The organism is Coprococcus sp. AF16-5, assembly GCF_003479365.1.
GTDB lineage: Bacteria > Bacillota > Clostridia > Lachnospirales > Lachnospiraceae > Coprococcus > Coprococcus aceti.
This window is the reverse complement of sequence record NZ_QUGZ01000005.1, coordinates 1-24,167: the sequence shown is the minus strand read 5'-3', so window position 1 is coordinate 24,167 and position 24,167 is coordinate 1. Positions and strand designations below refer to the sequence as shown.

Sequence of the window (24,167 nt, the reverse complement as noted above, 5' to 3'; positions counted from 1 at the left end):
ATGGATGAAATTATGATAGAGGCACATGGAATCAAACGCTGTTTCAGACTTGGAAGCGGAGAAGATTTCTATGCACTCAAGGGAATAGATATAACAGTCCCGGCTGGAAAGCTCACTATACTCAAAGGTCGTTCAGGATCGGGTAAGACGACACTGCTCAATATCCTGAGCGCGCTGGATGAGCCTACTGAGGGCGAAGTGATAGTCGGCGGCCACGTGTACAGCGAGATGAACGAGAAGGAAAAGGAGAAGCTGAGAAGATACAATATAGGATTTGTATTCCAGTCGGTTGCCCTGATCCCGATTATGAGTGCGTATGAGAACGTCGATTTCGGACTCAGACTTGCGGAATATGAGGGCAACAGGGATGCCCGTATAAAAGAGGTGCTCGATCTGGTGGGACTGTCATCCAGAATGACGCATTTCCCAAATCAGATGTCAGGTGGTGAGCAGCAGAGAGTTGCCATAGCCAGAGCGGTGGCTCATAAGCCAAAGGTAATATTTGCGGATGAGCCTACAGGAGCCCTTGATACGGCTTCGGGACTTGCAGTCATGAAGCTGTTCCAGGAGCTGGTGTACAAGGAAGGAATAACGATAGTCATGACGACACATGATCCGAAGCTTATGGAGCTCGGTGATGTAGTATATGAGATAGAGGATGGTGAGATAGTTGAGCGATAAGCATTTATTCAGAAAAAAGAAGAACGATGCTGTGGAGCCTGAAACTATAGCACCGGGTGTGGAGACACAGGACATGGAGAACACGGATGGCCAGGAGACGCAGGAGTTCGTGTACGGCATGGATCTTCAGGAAGACGAGGGCACTGACAGCGGGAAAGCCGTGGAAGCAGATCCTGAGGCTGGCACAGATAAAGAAGCCGGCGGGGAGCGCCTTGGTTCTGAGGAGAATATCATAGAGTGTGACAGCCTTGTCAAGATATACAAGACTGACGATGTGGAGGTCATGGCTCTTCAAGGCCTGGAGCTCAACATCAAATACGGCGAGCTCATGGCGGTCATCGGAAAGTCGGGATCAGGAAAGTCCACACTCCTCAATATGATCGGAGGACTTGAGAGACCTACGGCCGGAAAGCTGTATGTCGACGGCAAGGATCTGTTTGCGATGACGGATAAGGAGCTTGTGGAGTACAGAAAGCACACTGTAGGATTTGTGTGGCAGAAAAACTCCAGAAACCTTCTGCCATATATGACAGCCATAGAGAATGTTCAGGTACCTATGTACTTCGACAAGAGCAACAAGGAAGACAAGTATGCAAGAGCCCATGATCTGCTCTGCAGAGTGGGACTTGAGGACAAGATAAATTCATATCCATCTCAGATGTCAGGTGGTGAGCAGCAGAGAGTTGCCATAGCCATAGCCCTTGCGAATAATCCGAAGATACTTCTTGCGGATGAGCCTACAGGAGCCGTGGACAGCAAGACATCCAACATGATACAGGATCTGTTCAGAAAGCTGAACGAAGAGCTCGGGATAACGATAATCATAGTTACACATGATATAAGTCTTGCAAATAAGGTGGGACGTGTGGTTATGATTGCGGACGGCAAGATTAGCACAGAGAAGATCATGAAGGAATCTTACAAGGACAGAATGAACGAGCTGACGACAGATGGCTTCTCATCTGATGATTCACATGAGGAGTTCTCGATACTCGATAAGGCGAATCGTGTACAGATAAGCCCTGATATGCTGGCTGCTGCCGGAATCGACAGCAATAAGGTCAAGGTTCAGGTTGTTGACGGCAAGGTCATCATCACAAAAGAGTGATAGCAGATGGTGTTGTGTCAGCGGGGAAAATATATTATAATTACTTCAATTAAGTAAGGAAAGGTTGGTATTTTATATGAGAAAAGCGGGTTACAAAAAAGCGGCGGCGCTGCTTTTGGTGACATCACTTGTGGCAGGAACTGCGCTCACAGGATGTGGCAAGAAGAAGGTGGATTACAACATGGGAGACGACGAGAACGGCGGTGGCGGCGGTAAGCTGGCATCAAGACTCGACGTACCAGAGTCATACAATGGCAAGCTTGAGGGTATCAATGCAGATACAGGTCTCACAGATGTATCCATAAATGCCACAGAGATAGAGGTGCCTGACACAGATAAGATGTCAGTGCTTTACTATGAGCTTAACAATGTAGACAATGACTACAAGAAGCGTGTGTGCGAGAATATATTTGACGTGAGCGCAGGCGTATATGTATATAACTGGGATAAGCCGTACAAGGAGGATATACAGAGAGAGATAGATTCACTTCAGTCCATGATGGAACAGGCTACATCGGATGATGATAAGAGCTATTATGAGGATTACATGAAGACCCTCAAGGATCAACTCAAGACAGCGTCTGATACGAGAGAGGGAGCCGGAGATTACAGTGGAGACACATTCATCGGATCTGTAGGGGACAACGAGTTCATGGTAACATTCTATGGAAGTGGCGATGACATGTCCACAGGCGGCGGATTCTCACTGGATTACTATCCATCGGATCAGCTTATACAGTACAGACCTAAGGATGGCGCAACAAGTGTATACTGCTACAGCAGTGAATATTCTGACGAGGAGGCTTCCGCAAACACAGCTTCCATCAGTGCGGCAGATGCTGAGCAGAAGGGAACAGATTTCCTTGCATCATGTGGAATCTCAGATGTCATAGAGACAAGTAATTTTGATCTGCTGTGGGATTACAGCGATGCATCAAACAGCACAGTTGCCGCAGAGAAGAATGGTTACATGGTAACATATAAGCGTTCTGTGGACGGCGTGGCTCCATATACACCTAATATATACGGCCTTGACACACTCGCAACAAGTGATGAAACGTGGTATGACACCATGGATGAGACATTCCAGCTCGGCATTGATGACAATGGACTTATCTCAGCATATTGCCTTGATTCCTTCAGAGCAACAGGAGACAAGAAGGACAATGTTGATCTTATAAGCTGGGATGATGCACTCAAGAAGCTTCCGGAGGCTGTAAATAAGTATTACACAGACAACAAGACACAGTACAGCACCATTGAGTTCAACGATGTAAGACTTACATACTACAAGCTCAAGGATGGAGATAAGTACACATACAGCCCTGTATGGGTATTTGCACAGTGCGACAAGATGGAGGATGGAAGCCTCGATAAGGATTATCCAATACAGCTCATCATGTTAGATGCTACCACAGGAGATATGATAGATCTTAAGGATGTCCTGAACCAGCAGACATATGATTCATCTGTAGTTGATTCTGTTATTGACAGTGATTCAGATTTTGATATAAGTGACGACAGCCTCATTGATGAGACTGATATAACTGATACTGACGATGCAGACAGCAGTGATGAGTCAAGCGCAGATGCGATTGATATCGGAGATGCTGATATCGACATGGGCGATCAGGATACAACAGAGTAAATAAAACTCAGACATATAGGTTAAAGGAGAAAAATCCTCATAGACTGATAAAGTGGTATAAATATTGGTCTATGAGGATTTTTTATTGTTGACACATACCCCTAGGGGGTATATAATCCGTGGATGAAAAGAGAATTTAACAGCCGTAATGTGCAGATAATAAACAGATGGCATATATGCAGCGTCATTTGAAATGTGAACAGAAATGGCTGATGTACAAGGGATGTGTCAAGTTTTCTATGAAAACTTGACATGTAGCTCCAGCCATTTGCCGAAGGCAAATTTTGCATGGCTGGAGTTCAATAAGGATGGAGGAAAGATATATGGAAGAACAGAAGAAATGCTGCTGTCATCATGGCGGAGAGATAAGCGATGTGGAAGCCAGGGTGAGGACAAGGACAGACGAGGAGTATAAGAAGCTTCTCAACAGACTGAACAGGATAGAGGGGCAGATAAGAGGCGTGAAGAGTATGCTGGAAAATGATGCCTATTGCACAGACATCGTGCTCCAAGTGTCGGCGATCAATGCGGCACTCAACAGCTTCAACAGACAGCTCCTTGCCGAACATATCAGGACCTGTGTTGCAGACGATATAAGAAATGGCAAGGATGATACTATAGAGGATCTGGTAAATACGGTTACCAGACTTATGAAATAGATATGTCAGTTATTGGCAAGTGCAGTTACGAACTGACTGATGCTTGATAAAGGAAGGTGAAATATATGGACAAGTACAATGTGACAGGAATGACATGCAGTGCATGCAGTGCAAGAGTCGAGAAGGCCGTATCCAATGTTGAGGGAGTTACCTCGTGTCAGGTGAATCTCCTGACCAACTCCATGATGGTGGATGGAACAGCCGACAGCGGAACTATAGTGGCTGCAGTTGAGAAGGCAGGATACGGTGCGAGTCTGGCGGGTGGAAGATCTGCTGGCGGAAATACTTCACATTCAGGTGGGAAGAGCAGCGGTTCCGGTGAGAGTGAGGCGGACAAAGAATTTGGAAAAATGAAGAAGAGACTGGTGGCATCAGTTATAATTCTTATTCCCCTCATGTATATATCAATGGGACATATGATGTGGAACTGGCCGCTGCCAAGCTTCTTTGACGGCAATCATGTGGCGATGGGACTCACGCAGATGCTGCTAACCATAATCGTGATGGTGATAAATCAGAGATTCTTTGTGAGTGGATTTAAGGGAGCTATACACGGCTCGCCTAATATGGATACACTTGTTGCCATGGGCTCAGGTGCCTCATTCATATACAGCGTGTACGTGCTCTATGCCATGACAGCGGCGCAGACAGCAGGTGACGGTGAGCGTGTCATGACGCTCATGCATGATTTTTATTTTGAATCTGCGGCCATGATACTGGCGCTTATAACAGTCGGCAAGACGCTTGAAGCATATTCAAAGGGAAGAACCACGGACGCACTCAAAGGTCTGATGGATCTTGCCCCGAAGACAGCCGTTCTCATCAGGGATGGTGAGGAGGTCACCGTGGATATAGACGAAGTTGCGGTTGGAGATATATTTGCCGTTAGACCGGGTGAGAGCGTTCCTGTGGACGGAGTAGTCCTTGAGGGGGATTCCGCCGTGGACGAGTCAGCTCTCTCGGGTGAGAGCATACCTGTGGACAAAACTGCAGGAAGCCGTGTGTCTGCGGCGACGATCAACCAGTCGGGTTATCTGAAATGCCGTGCTACACAGGTAGGTGCGGATACCGCACTGTCCAAGATAATAGATATGGTAAGTGATGCGGCGGCTACCAAAGCTCCAATAGCAAAGCTTGCTGATAAGGTTTCGGGAGTGTTTGTACCTGTTGTCATACTGATAGCATTTATCACGATGATAGTGTGGATAATAGTGGGCAAGGATGCCGGTTATGTGTTGGCGAGAGGAATATCAGTGCTTGTTATAAGCTGCCCATGTGCCCTTGGGCTTGCCACACCTGTTGCGATCATGGTGGGAAATGGAATAGGTGCCAAGCATGGAATATTGTTCAAGACGGCGACCGCCCTTGAGGAGACAGGAAAGGGCAGCATAGTGGTCATGGACAAGACAGGAACGATCACAAAGGGAGAGACGGTAGTGACGGATATACTGGCGGCAGATGGAGTAAGTGATGACGAGCTGATGCAGAAGGCTGCGGCTCTGGAGAAGCTGTCAGAGCATCCTCTGGCAAGGGCTGTGGTTGGATATTACAGTGAGGATTACCAGACAGGTGATGCACAGAAGGATAAAAATTATGAGGTATCCGATTTCAAGGCTGTTGCGGGCAACGGTCTGATGGGAAGTCTGAACGGCAGAAAGATCATCGGAGGAAATATGGATTATATAAAGGGCTATGCGGATGTACCTGAGGCGATGAAGGATAACGCAGAGAAGGTATCACAGCAGGGAAAGACACCTATGTTCTTTGCCGAGGAGACTGACGGAGATTACAGAGTCCTCGGAATAATAGGCGTGGCGGATACTGTGAAGGAGGACAGCGCTGAGGCCATATGCCAGCTTCAGTCGATGGGACTTTCAGTAGTTATGTTAACCGGTGATAATGAGAGAACCGCCAAAGCCATAGGAGAGCAGGTCGGCGTAGACAGAGTAATAGCGGGCGTGCGTCCGGACGGCAAGGAGAGCGTTGTGCGAGATCTCATGCAGAAGGGGCATGTGATCATGGTTGGTGATGGAATAAATGATGCCCCTGCACTCACAAGGGCAAATATAGGAATAGCCATAGGTGCAGGCACGGATATAGCCATAGATGCTGCCGATGTTGTTCTCATGAAGAGTGAGCTCACAGATGTTCCGGCGGCCATAAGACTCAGCAGGGCAACAGTTAAGAACATAAAAGAGAATCTTTTCTGGGCATTTATATATAATATAATTGGAATACCACTCGCCGCCGGCGTGTGGATCCCGATATTTGGCTGGACGCTCAATCCTATGTTCGGAGCGTTTGCCATGAGCCTGTCAAGTTTTTGTGTTGTTACAAATGCGCTGAGGTTGAATTTGACAGACATTTATGATAAAAATAAAAGGTATAGAATCAAGGAGGACAAAGTTATGACAAAGACAATGAAGATCGAAGGTATGATGTGTGGACATTGTGAAGCCAGAGTCAAGAAGAGTCTTGAGACCCTTGACCAGGTGCAGGAGGCTGTAGTCAGCCATGAGACAGGAACAGCGGTTGTCACTCTCAAGGCAGACGTTGATGACAGCGTGCTCAAGAAGACAGTAGAGGATCAGGATTATAAGGTGACATCAATTCAGTAAAGGCAGGAAATATATGAAGAAGATACTTAACAGATTGCTAAGCAGAATGGTAATAACGTGCTTTCTTGTGGTCGTCCAGTTGGCGATCATGATACTGGGGGTTGTTTTTCTTCAGGACAGATATATCTATATATCGGGTGCTCTCAAGCTGCTCAGCGTAATAGTTGTAATGTATCTTATAACAAAGGATACTAACCCTATGGTAAAGATGGCATGGATGGTGCCGATACTCATATTCCCGGTGCTGGGAGGTCTCATGTATGTGCTCTATGGACATGTGCTGATACCTAAAAAACTCAGAAAGAATTTTCTGCGGGTTCTCCAGCAGGAGGTATATGAGAACGTCAAGGGGGACAACTGGGTCCCAGCGGAGAATTTAAAGTCGGAGCCTACATACAGGATATGTAATTATATGGAGAATGTGGCTGAGGCGCCTCTGTACAAGCATACCAGTGTAAAGTATTATGCCATAGGCGATGATGTGATGGATGATCTCATCAGAGACCTGGAGAGTGCGGAGAAGTATATATTCATGGAATATTTCATCGTGGACAAGGGTTATATGTGGGATACCATACTTGAGATATTGAAGCGCAAGGCTGCGGAGGGACTTGATGTCAGGTTCATGTATGATGACATCGGATCTGTGTTCAATGTGCCGAAGTATTACTGGAAGGAACTTGAATCCTACGGTATCAAATGTATGGCGTTCAATCAGGTGGTTCCATTCTTTGCCACTATCTTCAATAACAGGGATCACAGGAAGATCACTGTTATTGATGGCAAGATAGCTCACACCGGCGGTTACAACATGGCTGACGAGTATATCAACAAGATAGAGAAGTACGGCAAATGGAAGGACAGTGGAGTGAGACTTGAGGGCGAGGGCGCCTGGAGCTTCACTGTTATGTTCCTTCAGATGTGGAACAGCTTCAGATATTCAGAGGGAAGCTACAACAACTATAGACCGGCGGAAATCGACTATAGTGGCGTAAGTGACGGATATGTTCAGCCGTACAAGTCCAGTCCTCTGAGCGGAGAGAATGTGGGTGAGAATCTGTACATGCAGATGATAAATGATGCACAGGAGTACATTTATATATTTACCCCATATCTTATCGTGTGTAACGAGCTCATGATGGCACTGAAGCTGGCAGCCAAGAGGGGCGTGGATGTGCGTATTGTTACGCCGGCCATCCCGGACAAGAAATATATATACAAGATGACCCAGTTTAGCTACAAGGAGCTGCTTCTGGCGGGTGTGAAGATATATCAGTACACGCCTGGATTTATACATTCAAAGACTTTGCTCATGGATGGCAAGCTTGCATCTGTGGGATCCATCAATCTGGATAACAGGAGCTTCTATCACCACTTTGAGTGTGGAACTCTTCTGTATGACTGCAAGGCCATAGAAGATGTGAAGAAGGATATGATGGATACATTTGCCGAGTCGGAGGAGATAGATATTCCGTGGTGCAGAAATAACATAAGCAGGGTGAATATACTTGGTGCGATACTCAGATTATTGTCACCGCTTTTATAAAAGGAGTATAGCCGTATGGGCAGAAAAGACAACATTGCAGGAGACGGCAGGCGGGAACTTCAGAACGGAATAACCACATTATTTCTTATATATATGGGGGCTGCATATCCCCTGATAATGCATGACAAATATTTTGATATAACAGTAACCAAGTACAGGGCGTTCTATATTGCGCTGTGCATATATGCGGTGCTCATGGTGCTGGCGGTGCTGGTGGATGTGCTGGGACGGAATGTCAGCACAGGGCATGGACAGCGGAGCTCCGGTGGCAACGTGGATGTCTCTGAAGGGGCGGCACACGGTAACGGATTTATCGGACGCCTGAGACGTTTTATTGATCTGCATAAAATAATGGCCATGGATATATTCATGGCAGGATTTGTTCTGGCAAATGTTCTGGCATTCTTTATGTCAGGGAATAAGGTAGCAGCATATACAGGCGAGGAGGGCAGAAGGTGCGGACTTCAGTTCGTGCTGCTGGCCTTTTTCCTGTATGTGTGTATGGCGAGATATTGCAGGATAAGGCGGTATGTGGTGGTCATATTCATGCTTGCGGGCTCATTTGTGGGAATTGTCGGCATATGCCAGTTCATGGGATATGATTTCCTTGGACTCAGGGAAGGGCTGATGCAGAGCATAAGAAATGTATACATATCCACATTTGGCAATATCGACATATTTGCAAGCTTCCTGTGCGTGCTGCTTCCGGTGGCAGCCGGGGCGTATATCAGCTCGGAGGGAAAAGAGAGTATAGTGATACGGATAACAGCAGTCATCGCTGTGCTCACAGGAACGGGTGCGGTGATCATATCCAATGCAAACCTTGCATACGCAGGTGTGGGCGGTGCCATGATAGCTGCGTGGATATGGGCGTCATACCGAGGAAAGATAAAAGAATTTGCGGATGTATGCCTGGTCATGGCGTGCGGAGTCCTGGCGATCAGTATTATTCTGGGACAGACGGACAGTGGATATTCGGAGCTTGACGGACTGAGCTACTTTGTGAGTGACAGCCGGATGGTGTGGATAGTGTCCGTGGTCGTTCTCGTTGTATGGGCGGCCATAAGGCTGGCTTCAAAGTGGACTGTGAAGTTCCGCGGAAAGGCAGCTCTTGCTGTATCGGTCGGCGTATCACTTGCAGGCATCGTGGCTGTTGTTATATATGCGGCGCACAACCACATGGGTATATTTTCATTTGAGGATTCCTGGGGGAATTACAGGGGGTTCGTGTGGAGGAGACTCATGGAGGCGTATAGTGATTTCAGTGTTCCACAGAAGCTGTTCGGTTATGGAAATGAATCGGTGAAGTCGATCATGACTGATAGATACTATGACGATATGATGAATGCGGTGGGTGTTATATATGATAATGCTCACAATGAGTATCTGCAGTATCTGATAACCACAGGAATATTTGGTGCAGTGAGTTACGTAGGACTGCTGGTTACCACAGGTGGTGCTCTTGTGAGAACTGCGGTATCAGGAGCTGTGATGAATGAGAATGAAAGCATGAGCAGTCAATCCGCAGAAAAAAGATCAAAGGAGAAGGCAGCTTCGAGAGATTCAAGAACTGTAAGAGGTTCAAAGACAGGGACTGGCTTGGAGTGCCTGCTTGGATATGCTGAGGATGAGGGCAGTATGATAGCTGTTCTGCTCGGGATAACCGGGTATGCTGTTCAGGCATTTGTCAATCTTAACCAGTCGCTCACAACACCATATATATTTCTGCTTATAGCCATGGCAGGAGGGCTGTGCCGGAGATATATATGTCAATTTGCAGATGGCGGCAGAAAATGATGTGTGAAATATGATTTATAAGAAAATAATACAGGGAATTGTGTGTATATACTTGCCACAGTGCATAGCAAAATGTTATAATATTTGCCTGTGTGGTGCTAGTGAACCGCACATTGAATAAATAAATACAGGAGGTCTAGAGGGACATGCAGATTTATGACGAGCTTGTAGCCAGAGGGCTTATAGCGCAGACAACAGATGAAGATGAAATTAGAGATTTAGTAAATAATGGTAAGGCAGTATTCTATATTGGCTTTGATCCGACTGCTGACAGCCTGCATGTAGGCCACTTCATGGCGCTCTGTCTGATGAAGAGACTTCAGATGGCAGGCAACAAGCCTATCGCGCTGATAGGTGGAGGTACAGCCATGATCGGTGATCCATCAGGCCGTACAGATATGAGACAGATGATGACAAAGGAGACTATCCAGCACAACGTTGACTGCTTCAAGAAGCAGATGAGCAAGTTCATAGACTTCTCAGAGGACAAGGCGCTTCTCGTCAACAATGCAGACTGGCTTCTCGACCTGAACTATGTAGATGTTCTCCGCGATGTTGGAGCATGCTTCTCAGTCAACAACATGCTTCGTGCAGAGTGCTACAAGCAGCGTATGGAGAAGGGACTTAGCTTCCTTGAGTTCAACTACATGATCATGCAGAGTTACGACTTTTACGCACTGTACCAGAAGTACGGCTGCAACATGCAGTTCGGCGGCGATGACCAGTGGAGCAATATGCTTGGTGGTACAGAGCTCATCAGAAGAAAGCTTGGCAAGGATGCATACGCCATGACCATCACACTTCTCCTCAACTCAGAGGGCAAGAAGATGGGTAAGACACAGAAGGGTGCTGTATGGCTTGATCCTAACAAGACATCACCATTTGAGTTCTACCAGTACTGGAGAAATGTGGCAGATGCAGATGTTCTGAAGTGCATCCGTATGCTCACATTCCTTCCACTAGAGGAGATAGATAAGATGGATAGCTGGGAGGGCAGCCAGCTCAACCAGGCAAAGGAGATCCTTGCATACGAGCTTACAAAGCTTGTACACGGCGAGGAGGAGGCTGTGAAGGCTCAGGAGAGTGCAAGAGCACTGTTCTCCAAGGGTGTTGCAGCAGACATGCCATCAGTAACACTCACAGCAGATGACTTCAAGGACGGCGCCATCGATATCGTGTCAGTTCTCGTTAAGTCAGGTCTTGTTACATCACGTAACGAGGGCAGACGTGCCGTAGAGCAGGGCGGTGTCGCTGTGGACGGCGAGAAGATCACAGATGTCCAGATTACAATTCCAGAGGAGAAGTTCGATGGCGAGGGCGTTGTTGTGAGACGTGGTAAGAAGAACTTCAGGAAGGTTAGTAAGTAAGAGACGTTGACGCTTTGAGTGATATCAAGGCGAACGGCCAGTGGTTATTCAAAAAAGGGAAGCGATGAGCTTCCCTTTTTATGTACTACAGAAGGGGATTAGAACTTGATGAATGACAAAACGGCAGATTCAAATAAAAGACGTTTGGCAGTCGCAGCCATCTCGGCTGTGGCACTCATAATACTTGTACAATTTGTGGATTCCTATTGCACTGAGATGTTCGGCAAGACGCAGTCACTTTCTGTTAGGACATTTCTCATGGATCCGCGTGGGATGAGTTCTGAAGCGGCGGTTGCATATATGAGCAGAGGCATGCTGCCATTTTATCTTATCGGAGCGCTCACGCCATTTATCAGGTCATATACGGATATCATAGGCAGGAAGAAGATGATGATCATAAATGTGGCGCTTCTGGCTGTTGGAAGTGCAGTATGCCTGCTGGCAAACAATCTGTGGATATACCTGCTTGGCAATGGAATTCTCATACTGGGATATTCGCTGGACATACATCTGATATACATAGTCGATGCGGTAGATAGAAAACATCGAGGAACTGTCAGAGGAATCTGTGGTGGAGTGTCCATGGCAGCAGCCATGTGTATACCTCTGCTCAGGTCATTGTACGTGGATGGCGGCGGACATAATTGGCAGATCCTTTACGCTGTTGGAATTGTTGGCGGATTAATAGGTCTGGTACTGGTTATGTTGTACAGATTCCCGAATATAACTGGTTCTAAAGCTGCACCGAGTGTTGGCGGATCGGCAAACAGGAGTGAGGGAAAATCTGTGGACAGTACAGAATGTAGCACAGATGATGGACATATACATTTTATAAAAACATTCAAAGATATATGCAGAGATCATGCAACCAGAAATCTTCTCATAAGCATAAGCGTGGTGGGGCTGGCGACAGCAGGCATAACATATTACAATGAACCTTTGTGTGCCTTCTCAGGTATGGGAGAGGGCAATGTGAATACAGTGTTGCTCATACAGCCCATATCATCATTGGCTATAAATGTTCTGACAGGAATACTTGCAGACAAAATGGAACGGAGATATGTGGTGCAGATGGGAATAGCGCTTAGCCTCATATCAGGTATGGCATTTACACTTGGAGTAGGGCATGGAGTTTCATCGGTGTTGCTGGGAATACTCTGGGGCTGCATGAATGGATTTTACTTTTCTGCGGAAGAACTGATAAATCTTATGGTCATGGAAAGTGTAGATATATCGGTCAGAGGAAGGGCGTCAGCCATGTCCACACTGTCATATGGAATAGGAGATCAGCTGGGGATATTTGCAATAAGTCTGGTTGTGGGAGCCCTTGGCATGAGATGGGCAAAACTGGTATTTCTCGTGTCGCCTCTTGTCATAGCAATGGTGGTTCTGAGAAGAAAAGAAATAGAAAAGAGAAGGAAACACGCTTAGTTGTTCAGCGTGTTTCCTTATTTTTATGTTCAACATTCAGCTTGCGGATGCTGGATTTGATTTTTCTGTATTTGAATAGTGGATACATTGCAAATGTCCACAGGGCATACACTGCGACAAGAATGGGCAGGCCTATCAGATTGCGGAGATTATTTGAGTGCCATACCGCCATGCTCAGGTATGCGACAAATATGCACAGCGCAACATCTGTGATGAGATGCAGCTTCTGATTCACGATATACATAGGATGATAACGGTCGTCAGGTGGCTGGATGTCCGATGTGGACAGGCTCTGTTCAAATTGACACAAATTGTAGTTATATATTCCTCTGGCAATCGCAAGCTCAGATATGCTGCCTGCGTACAGGTTGTGTCGGAACAGTGTTGTTACTTCATAATTATCAGAGTCAGGATTGCCGGCGTAGAATGAGAATTCGGCCATTTTCTGATAATGGGATCTCGCACGGAGAAGTATAAGTATGTTCAGAACACCGTTCAGCAAAATAAGGATCATTGTGACGGAATAGAGCATGGAAGCATTTGGCATTCTGAAATACTCCAGGTCAGGATTCACAAGCTGAAGGATCTCGGCGATCACACCTATGGATGAAAGAGTGACAATGAAAGCGGTTAGAGTAGCCCAACTGTATTTGGACGAATCCGCTACCTGATCATATATATGCCGGATGCAATCCTCACTGTAGTTTGTGAGCTTGTTGTAGCTGGTGTGTCTGAAAGAGTTCAGTCTGGAATCATAATCCCATGAGCACATGCGCGCCACTCCGAATCTGGACGCAGGAACATGACCTGGCAGATCCGAGGAGAAGAAAGCATCATACCTTTTGTAGGTAATATGGTCATGAACCATGCTGTCGATAAGCATAACTCCACCAAATGATAAACTGACAAGAGCCACCAGCAGAGGAAAGCTGTTAAATACAAATGACACAACAATATATAGAATACTCACCATACAGAACAAGGTGATGATGACTCGTCTCCCCTGTTGTATATCATTAAAAGATCTCGAACAGTTCTGAAAATGATTATATGTAATGCTATAGGTGTTACTGTTCTCATCAAGCACGGAATGTTCAAGTATCAGGCTTAGCTCAGAATACTTCTTGTGCAATGAGAATGGAATAAATCTCAAAGCTGTCAAAATGATGGATGCACACAGCATGACAATACTGAACAGCGTCCCCTTTGTGCTTGTCGCCTCATAGGAACTGATCCAGGTAGAAGAGAAGATGGTTGCAAGCATCTGTACAGAGTAAAGGACTATCAGTGTATATGTTGCAAATGCCTGTAGCTTGTCAACCCTCCTGGCATCATTCATTAGCTTCTGAAAATGTGGGTTGTTCAGATCAGTCACGGGATGTGCGACCTTAGGTTCTTTGATATTTCTTGTTATTGCAACCTCCGATGCATATGCAGGGAAATTCACATCATCAAAAAGCGCATACAAAAGGATCGTAGCAAGGTATTCTGATGGTGAGGTGCATTTGAACAAAGAGCAATAATGTGTAAGCTGGTTGTCTGTTGAGAGGACGTTACTCAGATATGACTGCAGTGAAACTATAAAATCAGAGTCCAGTGCGCCTTTTGTTTCTATAAGATTGTCAAGATGAGCACACAGCTTGTCGTAATCTATCGCATTCAGCAGAGCTCTTATAGGAAGAGGCTGCTCGTTTCCGGAAAAGTTCTTATTTGCCAGGTTGGAAAAGAAAACACTCAGCTTCGTGCCTGTAGGATAGCTCTCGTCAGGATGGATGAGATAGTACAGAGGTTTCTGGGCTGAATCTGCATCCTTCTTAAGCCATTCTATATCCGCATCCTTGAAGACGGAAAATGACATTATTTTGTCAATATCGTCATATTGGTTCGGATTCTGTGAAAAGAATAATTGGCTGAAAGTATGTTTGTTGGAGTATGAAGACGTCTGTGGAACAATGGGAATGTTAAGCCCCAGATGCTCTGTGAAAAGTTCCTCCAGAGAGCATATGTGTTCCGCCGGTCTGGTACGATATTTCATCTTTTGTTTCCCCCTCATGGAAATGAAATAGGTTGGTTTAGTAAATATATGTGCTAAGCACTATATGAATATATAACAAAAAATGAGCTATTTCAACATAACAAAGGATATATTTCGACAAAATAGAATAAGGAATTTTCAATAACGAAAATAGACAATGAAACATGCAATATAGACAATGATATGTCTGGAGTGCGGATTACATTGCCCGGAATTCATATTACTTCAGACTCTATAATATCAGGTAATAATTGATAAAGATCATTTATTTCTTTAAATTGATATGCAATGAGGCGGAGAACCGCATAGATAAATGAGGGGGAGAGAATTCAATATGACAATAGGCGTATGCGATGTAAATCCAGACGAGACGCAGAGAACAGTATATTTCCTGCGCTCTCAAATTAAAAACAACATTATTGATAACGAAAATGTGAGATTTGTTTCATATAACCTTGATTCAGTAATGTTGGATATCGACTATCAGAAGTTCGACTGTGACATCTTTATAACAGAGCTTCTGTATCCAAATGGCAAGAATGGTGTGAACCTGGCAAAGAGGATCAATGCCGTAGCTCCATCTTGCAAGATTCTTTTTTATGTAAACAAAATCCCTGAAGAACTGGACATATACGAGGCGAATCATGTGAATTGTATGCTTAAAGGCAGACATGATGCAAGACTTGTGACATTCATGAATGATCTTGTGGAGAAGATGAACAATGATGACAAGAAGCAATTCATCAAAATCCGATATGACAGGAACGTCAATATCCTTGATTGCCGCGACATAATGTACATCAAAATAGAGAACAGAGTAACGATATATTACACAAATAGAAAAAATGACCAGCGTGATGGCAAATATTACGAATACAGACCTCTCAGCGAGATTATGAAAGAACTCCCAGATAATTTCGTGAGATGCTCAGCCGCTGCGGTGGTAAACAGGGATTATATCAGTAATTATAATCATCAGACCGTTACGATGGTTGATGGGGAGGAGATAAAGATTGGAAGACGGTATGGAGGGATTGTTAATAGAGCATCAAATAATGTCAAATAGACATGATAAAAAATATTTACAATATAATATGGTAATATTTACTATATGTTAGACTATAAAAAGTCACGACTATTTTGAAAAAATATGATATTGAATCTGATTTTAGGCTTATTAGGAGAAATGACGGAAAGGAAAAATTAGTTTGGGCAAAATTAACAAAAAAGTTATAGTTGTTTTTTCTACAATAATTATATTTATTATTTTATTTAGTTTGTATTTAAAAACAAATAGCAACAACAATCATTCAAATTATAATGGAGAGAATTCTCCGGTTGATGTATCAGAGAGTGTGGGAGATATAGAGACAAATAGTTCCATAGATGGGAATAATGAGCAAAAACCTATATTACGCATAGAAGATTCAAAGGGAAAAAAAGGCGGGGACGTGGTTGTTAAGGTGAATATCGAGAATAATCCTGGAGTATTAGGTATGAAGTTTTCTATATTCTTTGACGACAGTGTTTTGACAATAAAAAGTGTAGATAATGGAGATGCAATAAAAGATGTGTTAACAATGACATCATCAAATAATTTGATAAATGGTAGTATTTTTTTGTGGGATGGACAGGAAATAAAAGAGTCGGAAATCCGAGATGGAGAGATAATGGTACTTCAATTTTCTGTTAACAATGCTGCCACTGTTGGGAAATATCCAATAACAATTATATGTGAAAAGGGGGATGCTGTAGATGAAAACTTGAAGCCAATAGAATTTGTAATTATTGATAATTACATAGAAGTAACAGAATAATGAGAAAGGAGATATTGTATGAGAGGGAAAAGAGTTTTATCAATTATACTGTCGTTGGCTATGATTATAACTTTCTTTGCTCCAGTTAAAGTACAGGCAGCAATAAAAAATGCCTCCTTAACTGTAGAAGAAGGGAAAGCTGTAAATGGTGATACGGTTGAAGTGAAAGTGGAAATTACCAATAACCCAGGAATTATGGGAGCGGTAATTAAAGTTGAATATGACGATGGTTTGGAATTAATAGATTCCAAATCTGGAGATGCGTTTGCTGGTATGAGCATGACAAAACCAGGCAAATATGTTTCGTCATGCAAGTTTGTATGGGATGCAATGGATATGTCCTCAGATACTGTAAAGGATGGAGAAGCATTGGTGTTATCATTCAAGGTTTCAGACACTGTTGATGTGGGAACAGAACTTGGAATTAGGCTATCCTATGCAGACGGAGATGTAATTGATAGTGATTTGAATCCAGTCAATCTGACAATTGAAAATGGAAAAATCACAGTGGTGGACAATTTTGTACCGGGAGATGTAAATGGAGATACAAAGGTAGATATTACAGATGTAATTCTAGTGCGTAGATATCTTGCAACTGGATATGATGTATCCATAAACACAGATGCAGCAGACGTAAATGCTGATGGAAAAGTAAATGCAACAGATGTAATCCTTATGAGAAGATTTATCGCAGGCGGATATCTTGGTGACGATGGACAACCTTTGGAGCTTAAGTCAGGAAAACCATCATTAAATAAGTGTGCACACGACATGACTGCTACAAGTTACAAAGCTGCGACATGTACAGAAGATGGAAATATAGCATATTGGCACTGCGAAAAGTGTGGAAAGTTCTTTAGAGACGAGAATGGAAACACTGAGGTACCTGAGGCTAATCTTGTAATACATGCAAAAGGACATACACCAGTAATAGATCCTGCTGTTGAGCCAACTGCTGGTAAGCCGGGGCTTACAGAAGGAAAGCACTGTTCAGTATGTAATACAGTTCTTGTTGCGCAGGAACCGATATACCAGAACATGTACGAGATCAAGTACTATATTGATAACGGAGATGACTATATTGCCAAGCAGAAAATAGAAAATAAAAACCCAGCTTCTTTAGCAGAGGGTAAATCATTATACCTTCAGAATATATCTGTTGATGGATATATGTTCCTTGGCTGGTATGATGGGGCAGGTGACAATGCAACACAGGTAAAGAAGATAGAAAATATAGATCATCCGATGGAATTGTATGCTCACTGGAAGAAGATAGAGTATACTATTCAGTTCAAATCTGATCTTGTACCAGAGAATGCGATAAAGTATACCACAAAAGAGGGAAAAATTCTTCCTGTACCTACGCTTGATGGTTATACTTTTGCTGGATGGACAGATTTTGATGGAAATACCTACACTCAGATTAAACCAGGCACAAAAGGCGATATCACATTATATGCAAACTGGATAAGTGACAGAAACAGAGCTTGGGCAAAGAAAGATTATGGTCAGCCGTTTGTATATGATGATAATGGATTGATATTGTTCTCCTATGAAATTGGCGAAATCAGAGATGTACCACTTTATGAGATAGAGAACTTTGGTAAGATAAACAAAGATGGTGTGAGCAAGACAGTGACTAAAAAGTATTCTGTAACAACTTCCGAGCAGCTTATGAAATCTTATACAAAAACTGTTGAAAATGCCACCACAAAGACATCATCATGGTCATTGTCAGATGGATGGTCAAAGAGTCTGGATGTAAGTGATGAATGGTGTGAGCAAAATGGCATGACGCGGGAAGAGGCTCAGCGTGTAGGAAAAACCGATACAGGAAATTGGTATGTTAGTAACAATAAGGGTGGTTCGACATCAAGTTCGACAATAGATTCAACGGATACTTACAATTTAATAACTAAAAACAATAATACTCATTCTTGGAGTGATGATTATCAAGAAAAGCAGGAACATGGTGATGATGTAAAAACAACCGAAAATTGGGGAGTTGGGCTAGAGGTATCAGCCAAATATCATGCTGATGCTGGAGTAAATTTAAAGGGACTGTCTGCAGGTGGTGGTTATGAAGTCGGAGGTAAATTGTCCGGACATTATGAAAATGGAAAGGAAACTACCACAAAGGGTGATGATACCACAACTATGAAGGGTTCTGTAAATGATTCCGGTAGTAGCTCACAAGAGGGTACCGTGCAGAATCATACAACAAACACAATAAATACCTCCACATGGAATACAGAATCAGGATATAGTTCAAGTTCTACAGTTAGCCAAGATAAGTCTATTTCATCTGCTGTATCGAGTTTGATAAGTAATACAACAAAATATGGCGAGAGCTATATAAAGAATGGAAGTACTGAAAATACGCAGGGGTTAACAGAAACATCATCTGATTCAGATGTCTATTCATCAGCTGTGACGTATTCTACAGTCACAGCTAAAGAAGAAGAGGTGACATATACAACTACAAATACAAAGTCTGGATATCACAGATGGGTTATGGCGGGAACTGCCCATGTATTTGGTGTAGTAGGATATGACATAGCAAGTGATAGTTACTTTACATATACATATAGCATAATGGATGATGAAATGCATAGGTTCGAAGATTATTCATATAATACCGCAGCTTTCGACGATAATCAGAATGGTATTATTCCGTTTAATATTCCAGTTGATGTTGAGAACTATGTTAAACAGCGTGTATTTTCAACAGAAGGATTGGAAGTTGATACAGATGGAAATATTACGAATTATATAGGTAGTGATAGTGCGGTATTTATTCCAGACTATATGGTTGTAGACAATCATGATGGAAGTAATAGTGTAATAAAGGTAACTGGACTTTCAGAAAATGCATTTAAGGGCAATACCAAGATTACAGGTGTAAAAATGTCTAGATTTATCACAGATGTTCCTAAAAATGCATTCAGAGGATGTACAAATCTTTGGGATATTCTATTTTATGGTTCATCAGTTGGCGACAATGCATTTAGAGATTGTCCATTATTGGATACATGGGATATAAGTTCAGCAATTACAAAGCTTGGAAGCAATGCTTTTGGAGGTGCTAAAAAATTCACAATTAAGGCAGCAAATTCCTCTATTGTTAAAAGTGCAATAGATTCCGGTGCTGCGGATATAACAATAGGCTTGGACAAGATGAGTGATTCTATAGATGGCAATAAATATACAACATCGAGGAATACAAAGTCACTTAGATTAAATGCTTACGGAAAAACTTTCAAGAATATTGTTATTAATTCTGACGCAGATAAAACAGTGATTAACAGAATGAACATTGAGAATAGTGGTGATATTCCATTACAGATATCATCCCCAGATATAACAATAAATCAGAGTAAGATCACAAACTCAGGTATATGTGCAGCATTTACAGCAGACAATTTGACACTTGATTTGTACGGACCATCAACTATGGTGAGCGGTGGACCAAATACTCTGTTCTGTAAGGATACCAAAGTAGTCCGTACATCATCTGGACTTAAGACATCTCTTACGTTGAATGGTAATCTGGTAACATGTGGAGCGATAACAGATCCAAATAAGTTTATACAGTTTGCAAGTGGATCAAATGGAAGAATTGTTGAAGTAGACAGTGATACATTTGATAAGATGATGAAGGCGTATACACTGACATTCAATGCAAATGGAGGAACGTTTACAGGCAGTAGTTCAAGGCAGGTAAATAACGGAGATAAGATAGGTGAGCTTCCAACACCGACAAGAACAGGATATGATTTCCTCGGTTGGTATGATGGCAATACAAAGGTTACAAAGGATACTGTATATTCATCTGGAGTAGACGTAGCATTAACAGCTAAGTGGAAAGTTAAGGAGTTTACAGCAAAATGGAATAATGTTACAGGCTGCAACATTACGGTAAAGAGGACCAGCTCGCCACTTAAGAATGCAACACTTGGAAATATTTCAAATGGAGCAACGGTATATTATTCAGACAAGCTGGAGATATCTTACACGGTTTCAAACGGCTATAAGATAAAGAACACAGGTGTTACAAGTATAACTGTTCAGAATAATGTTACAAGCCAGAATATTTATGCCACAGTTGGCAAGCTGTCAGACGGATGGGTACTTGCATCTGAGATGCCATCAGGTGCCACAGTCCTTGATGAAAAATGGACATATGACAAGACAACAAAGATTACGTCTGATAAGGATAATGTTGAAGGATATACACTCTATGATAGTTCCTATGTATGGTCTGACTATGGCGCATGGAGTTCTTGGTCGAATTCCTATGTTGGATCTAGTGATTCAAGAAATGTAGAGACAAGAAACATTGCGGCAACATACAAGACGCAGTATCAATACTCAAGATACTATGGCAAGAGTAGTTCTTGGTATTTATCTATGCCGTACTCATCTGGTGTGTGTACTACTCTTGAATATACAAATTGGCTTGATAATCCACTACCATATGATACATCAGATTCTGATGGTGCTCAGTATGGTAGAGGATATAACGCAGATGGTGTGAAGGTTACAAATAGAAACGGTTCCAGATGGGATATTCCTTGGTTTAACCAGAATACCAGACAGGCTCAGGTGACTGCTGCGTATACACAGTATAGATATAGAGACAGATCCAAGATCTATACATATTATTTGAAGAAGACAGAATCACTAGAGTCAAGCACACAGGTTACTGCTTCTGATGGAATCGATAATATCCAGAGATGGGTTAAGTATGTAGTATATTGATCGGATACATGGGAAAGGAGATAAGTTATGAAGACTAAGATTCTTATAATACTATCATTTATCTTATTGTGTATCTGTACTCCTATAAGTGCCTTGGCAAGTGAAAGCGACACTACAAAGATAGAGGTCGAGAGTGTTGTAACTGAGGCAGGAACTACAAAGGATGTGGATATATCAATTAAGAACAATCCGGGTATACTTGGATGTAAGCTTACAGTAAATTATGATTCAAGGCTTGTGCTAAAATCAGCAAATGCTGGAGAAGCATTTTCGGCACTTACATTGACAAAACCTGGTGTGCTCGAAAACTCATGCAGCTTTGTTTGGGACGCAATAGAGCTTAGTTCTAAAGATATCAAAGATGGGGTAATACTTACACTCACATTTGATGTACCAGCGGATGCAAAAAGCGATGATAATTTTGCAGTAGATGTTGTATGTGAAGATGCTGTAAATACAGATTTATCTGCTGTTTCAGTGAAAAATGGAGCAGGGCAGATTACGATTGAGAAAAAAACTACAGTGGGAACACTTGACAAGCTTATCGCTGATAAGACAAAAACTTCATATGCTGTCGGAGAAAAAATAACATTAGATGATATTGCGGTTACAGCAATGTATTCAGATGGAACAAAGAAGACAGTTTCAGATTACAAGACAAATGCAGGCTCAATTGATATGAGTACAGTAGGAAAGAAGACACTTACTGTGACTTACACAGACGGAGGAATCACCAAAACTGCAGACATTGAGATTGAAGTTAAAGCAAACGAAAGTGTAAACAATACCAAAATTGTTGTCAGCAACAATCTGTCACTGCCAGGGGATCATATTGATGTGGATATATCAGTTGCAAATAATCCTGGAATATTAGGCATGACATTGATGCTACAGTATGATTCAAAGCTGACTCTTGTCTCAGCGAAATCTGGAGAGGCATTTGATATGCTTGCGATGACAAAGCCGGGAGTTTTAGAGTCCGGATGTAAGTTTGTCTGGGATGGAACAGAATTGGATGAGAAGTCTATAAAAGATGGAACTATTCTGACATTGACATTTGAAATATCTAAAGAGGTTAAGGCGGGAGAGAAGTATATTATATCTGCTTCATCAGAAGATGCGGTTGATAAGAACTTGAATCCAGTAAAGATTACAACACAGAGTGGGTCGTTGTCTATAGGTGATGATAGTTCAATTGTAGACAATGAGTTGATAGGTATTACTGCAACAAAAGAAAAAGTTAGATATGAAAAAGGAAGTATTATAAATCTGGATGATTTAATAGTTGTAGCTGAATATAAAGGAGGACTATATAAAGAGGTTAAAGATTATACGACAAATGTTAACGACATAGATATGAGTATTGTTGGTGATAAGATATTGATTATAACCTATTCAGATCTAGAGGTAACAAAAACTGCAAGTATTAATATTAGTGTAGTTGATAAAAGAGATAATCATGAAAATCATAAGGGATATTCTCTTGTAAAGGAAATTCCAGCTACATGTGTGTCAGATGGAAAAAAAGCGTATTATAGATGTAATGAGTGTGACAGGATATTTGAGGATAAAGAAGGTAAAAAAGAGATTGAGAAGCCGATTGTAATACCAAAGACAGGTCACACATATAAAAATATAATAACTGCGGCTACGTTAAAAAATAATGGATATTCTATAAAAAAATGTACAGTGTGTCAGGCAGAATATGATAGAGATGTAATTTACAGCGTTAAATCTGTCAATTTGACTAAAAATTCATTTGATTTTAATGGGAAGACGCAGAAACCATCGGTAGTGGTAAAAGATTCTACAGGCAAAACAGTTCCGAAAACTGAGTACAATGTAATTTATAGTAAAGATACAAAGTCTATAGGAAAACATGTAGTAAAAATAGTATTTAAGAATAAATATTCTGGAAGCATTGAGAAATATTATAATATTGTTCCGGTATCAACAAAAATAACTAAGATGATAAATACATCGGCAGGAATAAAAATTACATGGAACAATAAATCCTATGATGGATACAGGATATATAGAAGTCTTAATGGCGGCGGATACAAATTGTTAAAGAATATAAATCATAATACGACGAATTCTTGGATAGACAAAAATGCAAGAATAAATGGAAACAGATATTCATATGTAGTTTGTCCGTATAAAGTAGTTAATGGAGTGGTATATGCATCTTCAAAGAAGGAAAAGAGACAAGGGGTATTCCTTAAAAGAGGAAGGATTGTTAGCGTTGGGACTCCATCATCTAGAAAAGTAAGAATAAAATGGGGAAAAAATAGTGCCGCAACTGGTTATCAAGTACAGTATAGTACTAGTAAAGTGTTTACATCAGCAAAAACCTATACTTATAGAAAAGATGCTATTGTAACAGCATCGTATGGAAAGTTGAATAAGGGAACTACATATTATTTTAGAGTCAGATCTTATAAGAAAACTACTACTAATATTTATGGAGAGTGGAGTGCAGTTAAATCTATAAAAGTTAGAAAGTAAATTCAAAGGTAATAAGAGATTGTTATAGAAGGCCAGAATGCTACAATATGTATAGCTTTACGGAGAATTAGTATTGCAATATATATTGTGTATTCTGGCTTTTGGTTTATAATTATGAAATATATACTGATGTATATAAAATCGAGGAGACCAGCTATGAAAAGTCAACCATAGATTAGCTGGAAATTATT

The 24,167-nt window shown here is 42.1% G+C and carries 14 protein-coding genes; 13 read left to right on the top strand and 1 reads right to left on the bottom strand.

Annotation, left to right across the window (positions count from 1 at the left end):
* From DWW70_RS12000 to DWW70_RS11960, 9 genes are all read left to right on the top strand, one after another.
* The gene (locus tag DWW70_RS12000; RefSeq protein ID WP_015533878.1) at positions 1-681 is read left to right on the top strand and encodes an ABC transporter ATP-binding protein; all 681 of its coding nucleotides are present in this window, start codon (positions 1-3) and stop codon (positions 679-681) included.
* On the top strand, positions 671-1,789 hold the full coding sequence (locus tag DWW70_RS11995) for an ABC transporter ATP-binding protein (protein WP_330423969.1): 1,119 nt from the start codon (positions 671-673) through the stop codon (positions 1,787-1,789). Before DWW70_RS12000 ends, DWW70_RS11995 begins: the two co-directional genes overlap by 11 nt.
* A gap of 76 nt (positions 1,790-1,865) precedes the next feature.
* A complete protein-coding gene (locus DWW70_RS11990; RefSeq protein ID WP_118649930.1) occupies positions 1,866-3,437 on the top strand; it encodes a hypothetical protein in 1,572 nt (523 codons plus the stop codon).
* 323 nt (positions 3,438-3,760) lie between these two features.
* Positions 3,761-4,096, top strand: a complete 336-nt coding sequence (locus DWW70_RS11985; RefSeq protein ID WP_022216248.1) for a metal-sensing transcriptional repressor — start codon at positions 3,761-3,763, stop codon at positions 4,094-4,096.
* Positions 4,097-4,161: 65 nt separating this feature from the next.
* Positions 4,162-6,714 carry a heavy metal translocating P-type ATPase gene (locus DWW70_RS11980; RefSeq protein WP_118649929.1) on the top strand — a complete coding sequence of 851 codons (2,553 nt, stop codon included), beginning with the start codon at positions 4,162-4,164 and terminating at the stop codon, positions 6,712-6,714.
* A gap of 13 nt (positions 6,715-6,727) precedes the next feature.
* Positions 6,728-8,260, top strand: coding sequence for a cardiolipin synthase (gene cls, locus DWW70_RS11975; RefSeq protein WP_015533874.1), 1,533 nt, complete (start codon positions 6,728-6,730; stop codon positions 8,258-8,260).
* A 15-nt stretch (positions 8,261-8,275) separates the two neighbouring features.
* On the top strand, positions 8,276-10,057 hold the full coding sequence (locus DWW70_RS11970) for an O-antigen ligase family protein (RefSeq protein ID WP_118649928.1): 1,782 nt from the start codon (positions 8,276-8,278) through the stop codon (positions 10,055-10,057).
* A gap of 146 nt (positions 10,058-10,203) precedes the next feature.
* Positions 10,204-11,424 carry a tyrosine--tRNA ligase gene (gene tyrS, locus DWW70_RS11965; RefSeq protein WP_118649927.1) on the top strand — a complete coding sequence of 407 codons (1,221 nt, stop codon included), beginning with the start codon at positions 10,204-10,206 and terminating at the stop codon, positions 11,422-11,424.
* 108 nt (positions 11,425-11,532) lie between these two features.
* Positions 11,533-12,855 carry an MFS transporter gene (locus DWW70_RS11960; RefSeq protein WP_118649926.1) on the top strand — a complete coding sequence of 441 codons (1,323 nt, stop codon included), beginning with the start codon at positions 11,533-11,535 and terminating at the stop codon, positions 12,853-12,855.
* A 4-nt stretch (positions 12,856-12,859) separates the two neighbouring features.
* Here the strand turns inward: DWW70_RS11960 and DWW70_RS11955 are convergent, their stop codons facing one another.
* Positions 12,860-14,890: a hypothetical protein gene (locus tag DWW70_RS11955; protein ID WP_118649925.1), complete on the bottom strand. Its 2,031-nt coding sequence runs from the start codon at positions 14,888-14,890 to the stop codon at positions 12,860-12,862.
* Positions 14,891-15,224: 334 nt separating this feature from the next.
* Between DWW70_RS11955 and DWW70_RS11950 the strand changes: the two genes are divergently transcribed.
* The 4 genes from DWW70_RS11950 to DWW70_RS11935 all read left to right on the top strand — a co-directional run bounded on the left by DWW70_RS11950 (position 15,225) and on the right by DWW70_RS11935 (position 23,976).
* The gene (locus DWW70_RS11950) at positions 15,225-15,956 is read left to right on the top strand and encodes a LytR/AlgR family response regulator transcription factor (protein WP_158576559.1); all 732 of its coding nucleotides are present in this window, start codon (positions 15,225-15,227) and stop codon (positions 15,954-15,956) included.
* Positions 15,957-16,098: 142 nt separating this feature from the next.
* On the top strand, positions 16,099-16,707 hold the full coding sequence (locus DWW70_RS11945; RefSeq protein WP_158576557.1) for a cohesin domain-containing protein: 609 nt from the start codon (positions 16,099-16,101) through the stop codon (positions 16,705-16,707).
* Positions 16,708-16,725: 18 nt separating this feature from the next.
* Positions 16,726-21,468, top strand: coding sequence for an InlB B-repeat-containing protein (locus DWW70_RS11940; RefSeq protein WP_118649922.1), 4,743 nt, complete (start codon positions 16,726-16,728; stop codon positions 21,466-21,468).
* 27 nt (positions 21,469-21,495) lie between these two features.
* Complete coding sequence (locus DWW70_RS11935; protein ID WP_118649921.1) at positions 21,496-23,976, top strand: cohesin domain-containing protein; 2,481 nt, start codon at positions 21,496-21,498, stop codon at positions 23,974-23,976.
* The last annotated feature ends 191 nt before the right edge of the window (positions 23,977-24,167 follow it).